The organism is Chryseobacterium sp. BIGb0232, from assembly GCF_024810195.1.
Lineage (GTDB): Bacteria > Bacteroidota > Bacteroidia > Flavobacteriales > Weeksellaceae > Chryseobacterium > Chryseobacterium pennae.
On record NZ_JANUEH010000002.1, the window covers coordinates 36410 to 48558 of the forward strand.

A 12149-nucleotide genomic window follows, 5' to 3' on the forward strand; every position below is an offset into this window, starting at 1 on the left:
GACTGAAGAATCATTTTAATAGCTTTATGAAATTAATTGAAAAAACATCAGATATGACGACAAGATTTGAAGCCGGGATCAATATTGCCATTAAAATTCCGAAAAACAAGTATGAAAAGACAGTTGCTTTTTACAGAGATATTTTAAAACTTACTGTAGAAGAAAAAAGGATTGATAATCCTACAATTTCCCGAACTCATGAAGTGAAGTTTGGAAATAATATTATTTGGTTAGACTGTGTAGATAATTATACCCATTCAGAAACATGGTTACAGCTGACGGTTCCTAATGTAGAAGAAGCCACAGAATATCTGCAATCAAATGGTGTAGAAACCTGTGACGAAATCGAAGAGCTTCCGGAAAACATGCACTGGATTACAGACCCCGCAGGCACCGTATTTAATCTACAACAGACGCCATAACTAGCGGTATAAAAAGAAAATACCAGTCCTAAATAAACATACAGATCAATTAGGACCAGTCAATAAGTTAAAAAAATTAATCTAAAATATAGATTTTCTTTTCTTTAAGGTTAAATCCAAGTTTCTTCCCTAGCCAGTTGATACTTGTCTTCCCTTCATAGATTAATCCCTCCACAAAAAGTACATTAGGCTTCTCTACCTTCGCAAACGAATTGGAAACGGAGCTTATGCTTCCTTTGTAAAACTTATTGACAATTGAAGGATCAAATTCACTTTTCTTTTCGATAAGCTGCAGATTTTCTTTTTTAATCCCCAAAGTACCCATAAGACGTTCACTAAGCCAGAAAGAATCATTGCCTGCCCCAGAGTCCAGAAGAACATTGATTTTGTAAATATCATTGACAAGAATATACGTTGAAATATCCAATGACTGGTCTGCATTAGTACTTAATTGGATATCCAACACTTTACTGCCATTTAGTTTTTCTTTAGGGAATATGATCTCCTTAGTGGTATAATCAATAATAAATTCCGTGTCATAAAACATAGGCAAAGAAATTAAGCCGTCAATTCCTTTGATTTCCATATCATGAGTAGCATACCAAATATCTTTAAATTTTTTGCCGTTAAAAATGACCTCTTTTGATTTGAAGATAGGAACGGTCATTTTTTCACCGGTAGCACGGAAAGCAGTTAGAAAGTTATAGGATTCTTTCTGAGGAAAGTTTTTGTGAAAATTTCCCAGGAACAGATTAATTCCTCCTCCGGTATCGAAAATGAAATTTCCTTTTTTCCCTTCTACTTCAGCCTGCACAATAAGATGCCCGGAGGGTAATACATTTAATGGTGCTTTTTGTGCAAGTACAACAGAAGAATATAAAAATACTGATGCCGTAAGAATTGATTTTTTAATAAATGGCTGATTAAACATCTGAGTGTGTTATTAGTTTTATTTCAAGTTAGTTTCGTAATATCTACTGACAAATATATAATATTACAAATCTCTTTTAATGATATAGAACTTAAATATTGAATATTTGAAGAGTTTTTCTAATCAGGAAGACGATACAAAAAATTATTGAAATTATAATGGCTTGAGCCAGTTTAATCCTTATATAAATCTGCATCGGGCGGAAGCTACGAATATATTTTTGATAATCAACCAATTAAACATAGTATTGTTTATTTTATTTATCGTAGGTTTGTGATGTATTTATAAAACAGGCCACTGCCTTTGCTATTCTGTAATAGTTTAAAATCACAATTTTTTCTTTCAGTTTTGCTTTTTCAGCTGCCAATTTATAATCTTGATTTCAAAATAAAGTAGTAAAGGTTATAAAAGTCCTATTGTAAATAGGAGCGATATGTTATTGCAGGTTCATCAATAATACTTTAGTCTTATTGCTACAGCTAAAGCAAACCATGATAAGCCGACAAGAATATTCCTTTTTTGTTTATCACAATATACCCACTCAAATACTGATAAACAGATTTGTTTACAAACTACCGGAAGGCCGGGGAATTTTATAATGAATTTCAAGAATTTAAACCTAATCAATCCAATTATTCGTGCTGTTACAGAAGCGGGATATGCTAAGCCTACTGAAATACAGTATACTGCTATTCCTTATATTTTAGCCGGAAAAGACATTATAGGATGTGCACAGACAGGAACTGGAACAACAGCAGCATTTGTTATGCCCATTTTACAGCTACTTAAAAAATATACTCCCGATCACTCAGAAATAAGAACATTAATACTTACTCCAACCAAGGAACTAGCAATACAGATAGAAAATAACTTTGGTATTTACAGTAAGTATCTGCCATTATCACAGCTTTCTATTTTTGGTGGAGTTTCAATAGGAGGTCAGCTTGCTGCCTTAAGAAAAAGAGTGGATATACTTGTCGCTACTCCCGGAAGACTTTTAGATTTGATCAATCAAAGACATATTGACTTGTCTAAAATTGAAATATTTGTTTTGGATGAGGCAGACCGAATGATTGATATGGGATTGATGAATGATGTAAAAAAAATCTTACAGTTAATTCCACGGAAAAGACAAACGCTGTTTTTTTCTTCAACTATGTCATTGAGCGTAAGAAAGTTTTCTGAAACAATTCTCAGTAACCCTGTAGAAGTTACGGCTGTTCCTGTAACTTCACCGGCAAAAATGATCAGACATGTTGGAAAAGAATATGCAAAACCTGATAGGCTTTAAAATAGCTGTCAGACAATTTAATAAATAAGATCTGTGAGTTACAGATTAAAATATACAATTTTTAATAATAATTACAATGCAACAAGGCACAGTAAAATTTTTCAATGAAGCAAAAGGCTTCGGATTTATTTCTCCTGCAGATGGGAGTAAGGATATATTTGTACATTCTTCAGGATTAAGTACAAAAGCAATTCGTGAAAACGACAAAGTAGTTTTTGAAGTTCAAAAAAGCGACAAAGGTTTAAATGCTATTAACGTTAAGTTAGCATAATTGAAACCCTGATTGAAGGTATATAAATAATAACCTTGCAACCTCAGTTTCATTTTTACAAATTCAAAATCCATATACTATCAGTATTCGGACCAAATGTTTAAAAGAACATTGATGCAAGTTAGATTACTTTTTATTTTCTATAATGTTCATTTAACCTCTCACACCATGTGAGAGGTTTTTATGGGCTTAAAAACTGACTTTTTTATGGTTTAGCCTGTTTTTTGTACTGTATTTTGAATAGGATACAATTCAAAAAATATTAAAAGGCATTCGTAATGCCATTGGTATAAATTTTTTTTTCACTACATGAAAAAATTCCTGTAAAAACAAAGAATATAATATGATTGTTATAAATTGTTTTAACGACTATAAATCTCTGGAGGGTAAGATGATTGGTGTTTCCGGCTGGCATGAAATAAATCAGGATCAGATCGACAGATTTGCCGGTGCAACTTTAGATGATCAGTGGATCCATGTCAACAAAGACAGAGCGGAAAAGGAAAGTCCATTTAAATCCACCATAGCTCACGGTTATTTAACATTAGCCCTCATTCCCTATCTCTGGAAACAGATTGCAGCGGTACGAAATGTAAAAATGGAAATCAACTACGGAATAGAAAATCTCAGGTTCGGACAGGCTGTCCCTGTAAATAGTGAAGTGAGGCTGCAAGCCACAGTAAAATCAGTCACCAACCTTAAGGGTACAGTAAAAGCCGTTGTTGAAGCGAAATTGTTGATTAAAAATCAGATTAAGCCTGCTTATACAGGTGATGTGGTTTTCCTTTATCATTTTATTGAGTAGAAAATAAAAAAATATCCTCCGTTGAAGGAAGATATTTTTTAAGTATATGAGAAATGATGGATTACAGTGCCTTACTGTTTAATCCTACATCAGCAACCTTTGTCAGGAGCTTATCACATTTCTTTTCTTCATTAAGTGTGGCCAGGAAATTCTTAAGACATACATTTTCTTTGAGAATCTTTGCATATGCTGCAAGGGTTCCATAGGTTGCAATTTCATAATGTTCCACCTTTTGTGCCGCTGCAATAATTCCGGCATCTCTTACAGAACCGGGCTTTGTTTCTTCCATGATGCTTTTACCTTCGTCCAATAGCCCCTGCATAGCATCACATTTTTTAGCCTGTGCTCTTTTTTTGATAGATTTAAAACACTCTTCAAGTCTTTTGACATGTATTTGTGTTTCCATCAGGTGATTCTCAATGGCTGTTTTAAGCTTTTTGTCTGTTGCATTTTTAAACATTTTTGGTAAAGCCTTTACCAATGCCTTTTCAGCCCAATAGATATCTTTCATTCCATCTTCAAACAGGTCTCTCAGTTCCTTTGCTGCATTTTTCTTTGCAGGAGTCTTCGCTGTTTTTTTAGTAGTTGCCGATTTGGCTGCAGATGTTTTTCTTGTTACTGTTTTTGTTGCCATAATATTAGATTAAGTGTGATTACTCCTATAGTTGCAATTCTGATACCACTTATTATCTTATCCCCATTTTATAGACAGAATTGGACAGGTCAGACTCAAAAAGTAGTATTTCTTAAGCTGACTAAATGGTGTTCCTGGATAAAAGATCCTCATCCAGCTCTATCCATTCATATGAGGTTTAAAGGCTTCCTCGGGAATTAGATTTCTGAAAGCATCTCAATTGGGGTTCTCACTTTATCACAAAAATAGGCTTTACGAAATCCGTAAAGCCTAAACTTTATTTAATCCTTATGGATAAAGAGTTTTAAAAATATAATAAGATCACAAACTTCAGGTATTATATACAGTTTTTTGGAATATTACCTTCCATATTCATTGAAAGTACCTTTATCAAATGATCTTTAAACCTTATTATACTGTTTAATTCCATCTCTGATTTAGCAGGAATAACAACTGAACACACATGGGTAACTGTTTTAAACATAATCCCTTTGTATTGGCTGAAATTTTTAAAATGACATTCCCATACATCATTTGTAAGAGGTCTGGACTGATTTAAAGCCAGGAATTTAAAGTCAAGAGTTAAGCCTGTATTTAAAATTTTTGACAATGCCTCCATAGCACTCCAATGCATAAAAGCTTCTTCAGTTTCAGTGATACCGGGAAAGCAATTATGATCATCCAGCGTAACAAACTGTTTTATAAGATCTGTTTTTTTATAGTCAATTTGCTCAATATCAATTCCGACAGGATGTTCTTCTGGAAAAGCCAATGCTACACCCAGGTTAGAGCAATGTGAAATACTTACTCTTATATTTTCAGATAATCCGGTTACAACAGGAAATCCAAAAACACCATGTCCAATACTTATAGAGTTGGATTGGATATCAGGCAACAGATTCGAAATCGCCAGTTTTGCGGAGACCCTTCCTAAAATATAGCTTATCTTCCTCTTTTCAAATCTGAAATGATGATACTCTTTTTCTTCCTTTCCGCTTAATAAATATGCTAATTTATTTAAAGATGAAAATTCTCCTGTAATGAACGCATAGCCGATAGTATATACTCCATCTTTTCTTAATAAAGGAAAATTTCCATTCACAAAATAGGGTTCCATACAATTAGCCCGGAAAATATTGAACTACTTTTTGCTTTATTTTTCCAAAAACAGAGTTCCCCTCTTGATCAAGCATTTCTATTTCGATTGTATCTCCAAATTTCATGTAAGGTGTTTCCGGAGCACCGTTTTGTATGGTTTCCAGGCATCTTACTTCTGCTAAACAACTCGAGCCATCAGGGCTGCCATTATTGGCTACTGTTCCGGAACCTATGATTGTCCCGGCAGTTAGAGATCTCGTCTTTGAAACATGCTCAATTAAACGGGCAAAATCGAATGTCATATCAATTCCGGCATTGGGAGATCCTATTTTAGTTTCGTTTAATGTAGAAGTCAATGGCAAATGAACTTTTGCACCATCCCATGAAGCCCCTAATTCATCAGGAGTAACAGCAACGGGAGAAAAACTCGTCCAAGGTTTCGACTGGTAAAATCCAAATTGTTTACCCAATTCGTTTGGAATCAAATTACGCAAGGTTACATCGTTTACCAACATAACCAGCTTAATATGTTTTTGAGCCTGCTCTGTTTTTGTTCCGGCAGGAATATCATCAGTTATTACAGCAACTTCAGCTTCAAAATCGATTCCCCATTCTTCGTTTTCTACCAGAATATCATCATTGGGACCAATAAAAGCGTCCGAAGCCCCCATATAAACCAACGGATCTGTCCAAAAAGAAGCTGGCAGCTCTGCTCCCCGTGCTTTTCTTACCAATTCAACATGCGTTACATACGCACTTCCATCTACCCAGTGGTAGGCTCTTGGAATCGGTGACATAACGTGAGCTGTTGAAAACCCGAAAGTATTCTCCAATACACCCTTTTCGAGATCTTCTGCAACTTTACGTAGCTGAGGTTCTACAACATTCCAGTTATCAATTGCCTCCTGCATTGTTTTGGCTATTTCAGTTGTTTTAACGGCAGTTTTCAGATCTCTGCTGACCACAACCAATTGTCCGTCTCTACTATTTATATTATCTACTACTGTTGCAAGTTTCATTTTTTTTAGCTTTTTTATTATTTTATTACAAATTTATTATAATCTATTCTTTATCCAATCTATTATCATTCTTTTTTGCCCTATACTTCTATCTCCCTGCAGTAATTCATGACCACAGTTTTCAACAGTTTCAAACGTTTTATCAGAAGAAGTTGATTTTTCAAATAATAATTTACTTCCGGCTGGATTTGATAATTGGTCATTTAAATCATGAAATACTAAAAATGGCATTTTCATTTGATTAATTGATGGTGGAACTGTATTCATGGCACGCATTAATTCTCCCAAAAACTTCCACTTTGCCCCAATATTAGCTACAAGTGGATCATTATTATACTTTTCAATTACTCCTTTGTCTGTTGAAAGTGCCAATGCATTCAATTTGACAGAAGAACGTTTGCGTGCCAGGAGTTTTGACAGAGCAAGAACAATTTTTATCTTCAGTTTTGATGCCGAGGCATTTTGAATCAGCGATGGAGATGTTAGAATCATTCCACGGACATTGGGAGTTTTACTGCCTGTAACATACTTGTAAGTGATTAATCCTCCCATACTATGCCCCAACAAGAAGAGGGGTGTAACTGTTCCAAGGCTTTTTACAAAATGATCAAGATCATGAACATACTCATCAAATGACTGAATAGCAGTTCGTTCTCCGGTAGATTGACCATGCCCTCTCAGATCGAAAGCAAAAACAGAAATCTGATGCTGATTAAGGTATTGAGCTACCTCTTCATAGCGACCGCTATGATCAGTATATCCGTGTGTGATAACCACATTTGCAATAGGTTGTTCTACTCTCCATTGCCTTGTAAATAATTCAACAGTATTGTCTGTTACCAGTTTTTTTTCTTCGTACATGTTTTTAGTTTTTTTGCAATGCGATAAGACTATCAGTTTTCTCTATGAGTTTCCTAAATCTTTTGATACAAGCTTTAGGCGTTGTTCTTAACGGATTCGTCCGTTCGCCGAGACCGGCATAGATGATACCTACAGGTTTGGATTCTTTCTGTTGCAATTGGATTGCTTTGGAAATCAGTTTTGCGTTGGTAAAGACAATAGGACCAATACCATTATTCGGTACTCCGGAGCCTATCACATAAAATTCTTTAGCCAATGGAGTAAAAATTCCGTGAACCAATGCAGGCCTATTTTCTTCAACCGGGATCACTCCAGGTTCAACGATCTGATAAGAGGGCCGGTATCCTGTAGCAAAGATGATCAAATCATATTCTTTAGCTGTACCATCCACAAACAGAACATTCTTCCCATCAAAACCTTTTATTTCAGGTTTCAGGGCAAATTTCCCGTGTTTTATGCTGTGAATAAAGCTCTCGTTGACCGTTGGAGGTTTGGTAAATAATTCATGTTTGGGTTTTGGAAGCCCATAATCACGAATATCTCCGAATATTACATTGTGAGTATGTTTGATAATGCGCTTTTTAATCCACAAAGGAACATTCATTCCAAGGTAATCTGTAATGGGTTTTTTCTTGAACATTTTCGGAATAATCCATGGAGTATCTCTCAGGCTCACATCTGTTGTTTGGGCATTCAATCCGGACTCAACAACGATATCCACTCCTGAATTTCCTGCACCTACGACCAATACATTTTTCCCTTTCAGGATTTCCGGTGTTTTGTATACTGAAGAATGCAGGATTTCACCTGTAAAGGTCCCTTCATAGTTTGGTATTACAGGAATTCTAAACAAACCGATTGCCAGAACAATTCCAGAAAACTCTTCTTCATTACCATCCCTGAACTGAATAAGCCATCGCTCATCTGGCAAACATTTGATTAATTGAATTCCGGTATTGAGCCTGAGATGTTCTTCCAATCCTTTTTGTTTTACAAAATCCTGAAGATAATCCTGAATTTGTTTCTTACTTGGAAAAACAGGGAAACTTTCCGGCATTTTAAAGTCTGGAAATTCCATGACCTTCTTAGGGGTAATGGTATGCCCGCTTTCGTAGACAATGTTGTACCAGTTTCCTCCGATTTGTGAATTTGAATCGTAAACTACAAAATCAACGTCTGATTTTTTCAGTTCATTCGCCATAGCAAGCCCTGAAAATCCTGCGCCAATAATGGCATATTTTTTCTTTGTTTCTTTCATATTACTTTCCTTCCCAGGGAAAACGCCCTGTTGATAGATAATTTTTAATTGTCGTCTGTACCTGATCCGATCCGGCAAGTTCTGAAATAGTATTTACTGCAAGTTGTTTGGTCTGCTCATCAATAATCCAAAGTTTTTCCAGATAATTTTTAGCACCTTTGATGGTTTGTGCTTCAAGTTTTGTCAGCCGAAGTAAGAGTTTACGTACTTCATTATCCGGGTCATTCGCTTTCACATCAATTAAGCCAAGTTCATAGGCCCGTTCACATGGGTATACCTGAGTGGTGAGTGTCATCATTAATGCTTTTTGATAGCCTATTCTCCGGATCAAATAAGGCAGTACACATGCCGGAAGCAAACCAAATAAGGCTTCTGACAGGGCAAATGTGGAACGCTCTGATGCAATAACGATATCTGATGCAGCTACCAAACCAATACCTCCTGCATTTACCCTTCCATCTACTTTGGAAACAATGATTTTACCTGTTGATGAAAATTGTTTCAATAATTCATAATATTCTTCCGAATCTCTTGAAGCCAGTTTCCCTTCAACATCGGATGTTAATGCCCTGAAATCCATTCCAGTGCAAAAAATACCGTTGGTTCCTTCCAGAATAACCACTTTTATCTCCGTATTTTCTTCAATTCCGGTCAATATACTTCTCATTTCGGACAGCAAAACACTGTTTATAGAATTTTGTGCTTCAGGCCGATCTATGCGAATGGTTACAGTCCCTCCATCCTGTCTGAGTTTGACCGTAGAAAATACTGTCTGCAGAATTCCTGTCATACTGTTATACCCATTCATATTTTCTATGAAAATCTTTGATTGCTGAAAAGACCAACTTGTTTTTTCCTTTAACATGATTAAATGGTTTTGGGAAACGATTAAAATCAATTTCCAGATCTCTCAATCCGAATCGGATATCTTTGTTGGAATAGATAACTTCTTCGTATTCGTCCATTGTCATCACATAACGGTCATTCAAATGTTCTTTCAAACCATATTCTCTTAATATTTCCTGTGATTTCGGAGTCACTACTCCACTGTAAAATTCAGAGCTGCATCCTGATCCGTAAGAAAATATACCTAAGCGTTTCGGAACAGAAAAATCACCATTATCAATTGCACTGGCTAACGCAAGATGAGCTGTAGCACCCATGATATTTCCAACACGCTGACAATAATGCAACGACGGTTCAACCCGCTGTTGAAAATCAGTTTCAATTTCATTAGGTTTAGCCCGTTTGAACTTTCGCATATTGGTACGATGTGCTCCTTTCACCATTCCGCCGAATGGAGTATGGAAGACCAGGTAATCAAACGAATCCTGATAATCGGCATTTTCAACTCTTTTTTGATATTCCAGGAACGTTTTCTCACAACAATCAAGATATGAAAGCAAGGATAAATCAGCATTTCCGGCTTCATGATCCGGAATTGGTCTGCAGGAATCCATCACTTCATAGCCATAGTAACCATTGGCTCCTTTATCCACTTCAAATATCAGGGGATTATCACTGATCAGCATTGCTACCGCTCCTGATCCGGAACTTGGCTCTGCATAGCCTAATTCGGAAAGGCCTTCTACTACAGATGCTCTTGTGATATCCGTTGCAATTAACAATACTTTTTTCCCTGGCGCAACCTGCGAGAAAATGAAATTAACGGCCATCTGGAATCCGGCAGTCCCGGAATAACAGGCGTTTTTCATCTCAAATAAACGACAGTTTCTGCCCAACTCCAGGTAGTGATGTACATAGGTACTGAGTGATTTACCAAAATCCAAGCCGGATTCTGTACAGGTAATCACCATATCAATGGATTCCTTTTCCTCTTTACTTAAGCGATCAATGATCGGTTTTGCAGCATTCACAGCATTTGTAACCGGATCTTCGTACGGCATAGGAACCGTTTTCTCTCTCATCAGGAGGTTTTCGAAACGTTCATTATCCAGATTTCTTCGAACGGCAAGTTCTTTTACATTAATGGCAGCAGAGCCACAATAAACGTTCATTTTTTCAATTCCTGCTCTCATTTATTTTATTTTTTAATACGATGGAGGTATTGATGCCTCCAAATCCATAACTATTGCTGATACACCAGCTCAATTGGCGTTGATCGTTAAGGGTCTTTGCCCAGTTTATATTATTTTTTACTGCAGATTCAAGATTTCGTGACTCATGTACAAATCCTTCTTTCATCTGAATGACACTTGCTACTACCTCTACCAGTCCCGCAGAAGTAATACCATGTCCAATCAGCGATTTTGTACTATTAACAAGCGCCGAATGGCATCCTGCAAGCAACAGTGCTTCGGCTTCAGTCTGATCGCCTAATGGGGATGAACTGCCATGTGAATTGACATAATCAATCTCATTACCAGATATTTCTGCCATTTTCAGGGCTTTCCCCATTGCAGCAGCTTCACCGTTCAAATCCGGATTCGGATTTCTGTTTGCATCCAGTACTACCCCATATCCTCTGATTTCTGCTAATGATTCTGCATTCCGTTTTTGCACATGTTCTGAAGATTCAAGAATAACACATGCTGCGTTTTCTCCAAATACAAAACCTGCATGCTCTTTATCAAAAGGACGGCACAAGTGTTCAGGATCACCATTATCTTTCAGTTTTGCCATTGCACCCATCTCGGTAAATCCTACAAATTCATAAATAGATAAAGCCATCATCGGTGCAACGACAATTACTACATCGTATTCACCTGTTCTGATTAAACGGCTGCCCTGTACCAATCCCATATTCCCGCTTGCGGAAGCAGCTCCCAGAGTATAACCTTCTCCCTTTATTCCTATTAGTTCACTGATAGTGCCAACGATATCGGTATCCAGAAAGTTGATTCCATAGCTGGCAGACAGACTTTGAAGTTTGAGTCTGTATTTCTCCATGGTTTCAAATTGATTTCCTGCCTGAAAATTACTTCCACAGGCCACAATTGCTACACGGGAAAGATCGACCTGTGTATCATTCAAACGAGCATTACACCAGGCATCAAGTGCAGTGTAAATACCCATTTGAAGTCCTTTTGAAAGGTTTCTCAGGCGAATTGCTTTTTTAAAGAGCTCATCATTTGAAGGGTGTTGCTGGAAGCATTTTTTGATGTCTAAATCCGGATTTTGCGCTATTGGGAACCGGAACTGCTGATTTTCCAATTCCAGATTGACAGAAGTATAGTTTGCATGTCCATTCTTCAGCCCATCTGTAAACTCAGCAATTCCAACCCCAATTGGAGTCACTGCACTTATTCCTGTTATTTCAACAGAGATACTCATACACTTAGTTTAATTCCTTACGTTTTTCGGCAATCAGATCCGCCAATTCTCCGATCGTTTTTGCATTCACAAAATCAATTCTTGAAATGTCCAGTCCAATACGTTCCAGAGTCAATGTAATTAATTCTCCACGATCAAGGGAGTTTGCTCCCAGATCAACAAATGTTTCTTCGTTGGAAAATGATTGGTCTTCCAATTCAGGCATGATTTCGATTAAATTTTCACGGATTACTGTTTCTAGTTCTTCTTTCATTTTTTTTTAGTT

At 36.7% G+C, this 12149-nt stretch carries 14 protein-coding genes; 4 read left to right on the plus strand and 10 right to left on the minus strand.

What is annotated here, in order from left to right; all coding sequences use genetic code 11:
* Window positions 1-26: 26 nt before the first annotated feature.
* Window positions 27-422 (plus strand): VOC family protein, encoded by a 396-nt coding sequence (locus tag M2372_RS06395; RefSeq protein WP_228438811.1) that lies wholly within the window; start codon window positions 27-29, stop codon window positions 420-422.
* 76 nt (window positions 423-498) lie between these two features.
* Here the strand turns inward: M2372_RS06395 and M2372_RS06400 are convergent, their stop codons facing one another.
* The gene (locus M2372_RS06400) at window positions 499-1353 is read right to left on the minus strand and encodes a hypothetical protein (RefSeq protein WP_123319596.1); all 855 of its coding nucleotides are present in this window, start codon (window positions 1351-1353) and stop codon (window positions 499-501) included.
* 598 nt (window positions 1354-1951) lie between these two features.
* Between M2372_RS06400 and M2372_RS06405 the strand changes: the two genes are divergently transcribed.
* From M2372_RS06405 to M2372_RS06415, 3 genes are all read left to right on the plus strand, one after another.
* Complete coding sequence (locus tag M2372_RS06405) at window positions 1952-2644, plus strand: DEAD/DEAH box helicase (protein WP_228455716.1); 693 nt, start codon at window positions 1952-1954, stop codon at window positions 2642-2644.
* A 76-nt stretch (window positions 2645-2720) separates the two neighbouring features.
* The gene (locus M2372_RS06410; protein ID WP_115972392.1) at window positions 2721-2915 is read left to right on the plus strand and encodes a cold-shock protein; all 195 of its coding nucleotides are present in this window, start codon (window positions 2721-2723) and stop codon (window positions 2913-2915) included.
* 343 nt (window positions 2916-3258) lie between these two features.
* On the plus strand, window positions 3259-3720 hold the full coding sequence (locus M2372_RS06415; RefSeq protein ID WP_123319597.1) for a MaoC family dehydratase: 462 nt from the start codon (window positions 3259-3261) through the stop codon (window positions 3718-3720).
* Window positions 3721-3781: 61 nt separating this feature from the next.
* On the opposite strand, the gene M2372_RS06420 is transcribed toward M2372_RS06415, so the two are convergent.
* The 9 genes from M2372_RS06420 to M2372_RS06460 all read right to left on the minus strand — a co-directional run bounded on the left by M2372_RS06420 (window position 3782) and on the right by M2372_RS06460 (window position 12137).
* Complete coding sequence (locus M2372_RS06420; RefSeq protein WP_123319598.1) at window positions 3782-4354, minus strand: ferritin-like domain-containing protein; 573 nt, start codon at window positions 4352-4354, stop codon at window positions 3782-3784.
* Between the two features lie 337 nt (window positions 4355-4691).
* Window positions 4692-5471 carry a 4'-phosphopantetheinyl transferase superfamily protein gene (locus M2372_RS06425; RefSeq protein WP_123319599.1) on the minus strand — a complete coding sequence of 260 codons (780 nt, stop codon included), beginning with the start codon at window positions 5469-5471 and terminating at the stop codon, window positions 4692-4694.
* Between the two features lie 4 nt (window positions 5472-5475).
* Window positions 5476-6471: a fumarylacetoacetate hydrolase family protein gene (locus tag M2372_RS06430; RefSeq protein ID WP_123319600.1), complete on the minus strand. Its 996-nt coding sequence runs from the start codon at window positions 6469-6471 to the stop codon at window positions 5476-5478.
* A gap of 36 nt (window positions 6472-6507) precedes the next feature.
* Complete coding sequence (locus tag M2372_RS06435; protein WP_123319601.1) at window positions 6508-7332, minus strand: alpha/beta hydrolase; 825 nt, start codon at window positions 7330-7332, stop codon at window positions 6508-6510.
* Between the two features lie 4 nt (window positions 7333-7336).
* Window positions 7337-8590, minus strand: coding sequence for an NAD(P)/FAD-dependent oxidoreductase (locus tag M2372_RS06440; protein WP_123319602.1), 1254 nt, complete (start codon window positions 8588-8590; stop codon window positions 7337-7339).
* A 1-nt stretch (window position 8591) separates the two neighbouring features.
* The gene (locus M2372_RS06445) at window positions 8592-9398 is read right to left on the minus strand and encodes an enoyl-CoA hydratase/isomerase (RefSeq protein WP_228455717.1); all 807 of its coding nucleotides are present in this window, start codon (window positions 9396-9398) and stop codon (window positions 8592-8594) included.
* Window positions 9385-10629: a hydroxymethylglutaryl-CoA synthase family protein gene (locus M2372_RS06450; RefSeq protein ID WP_123319603.1), complete on the minus strand. Its 1245-nt coding sequence runs from the start codon at window positions 10627-10629 to the stop codon at window positions 9385-9387. The genes M2372_RS06445 and M2372_RS06450 overlap by 14 nt, the downstream gene beginning before the upstream one ends.
* On the minus strand, window positions 10613-11884 hold the full coding sequence (locus M2372_RS06455) for a beta-ketoacyl synthase N-terminal-like domain-containing protein (protein WP_123319604.1): 1272 nt from the start codon (window positions 11882-11884) through the stop codon (window positions 10613-10615). Before M2372_RS06455 ends, M2372_RS06450 begins: the two co-directional genes overlap by 17 nt.
* Window positions 11885-11888: 4 nt before the next feature.
* Entirely contained in the window at window positions 11889-12137 is a 249-nt protein-coding gene (locus tag M2372_RS06460) for an acyl carrier protein (protein WP_115972401.1), read from the minus strand.
* Window positions 12138-12149: the final 12 nt, after the last annotated feature.

Coding starts and splice junctions, on each gene's coding strand:
- M2372_RS06420 (WP_123319598.1), bottom strand. CDS start 4,354: ATGGCAACAAAAACAGTAACAAGAAAAACATCTGCAGCCAAATCGGCA.
- M2372_RS06435 (WP_123319601.1), bottom strand. CDS start 7,332: ATGTACGAAGAAAAAAAACTGGTAACAGACAATACTGTTGAATTATTT.
- M2372_RS06460 (WP_115972401.1), bottom strand. CDS start 12,137: ATGAAAGAAGAACTAGAAACAGTAATCCGTGAAAATTTAATCGAAATC.
- M2372_RS06405 (WP_228455716.1), top strand. CDS start 1,952: ATGAATTTCAAGAATTTAAACCTAATCAATCCAATTATTCGTGCTGTT.
- M2372_RS06455 (WP_123319604.1), bottom strand. CDS start 11,884: ATGAGTATCTCTGTTGAAATAACAGGAATAAGTGCAGTGACTCCAATT.
- M2372_RS06410 (WP_115972392.1), top strand. CDS start 2,721: ATGCAACAAGGCACAGTAAAATTTTTCAATGAAGCAAAAGGCTTCGGA.
- M2372_RS06445 (WP_228455717.1), bottom strand. CDS start 9,398: ATGAATGGGTATAACAGTATGACAGGAATTCTGCAGACAGTATTTTCT.
- M2372_RS06400 (WP_123319596.1), bottom strand. CDS start 1,353: ATGTTTAATCAGCCATTTATTAAAAAATCAATTCTTACGGCATCAGTA.
- M2372_RS06430 (WP_123319600.1), bottom strand. CDS start 6,471: ATGAAACTTGCAACAGTAGTAGATAATATAAATAGTAGAGACGGACAA.
- M2372_RS06395 (WP_228438811.1), top strand. CDS start 27: ATGAAATTAATTGAAAAAACATCAGATATGACGACAAGATTTGAAGCC.
- M2372_RS06440 (WP_123319602.1), bottom strand. CDS start 8,590: ATGAAAGAAACAAAGAAAAAATATGCCATTATTGGCGCAGGATTTTCA.
- M2372_RS06450 (WP_123319603.1), bottom strand. CDS start 10,629: ATGAGAGCAGGAATTGAAAAAATGAACGTTTATTGTGGCTCTGCTGCC.
- M2372_RS06425 (WP_123319599.1), bottom strand. CDS start 5,471: ATGGAACCCTATTTTGTGAATGGAAATTTTCCTTTATTAAGAAAAGAT.
- M2372_RS06415 (WP_123319597.1), top strand. CDS start 3,259: ATGATTGTTATAAATTGTTTTAACGACTATAAATCTCTGGAGGGTAAG.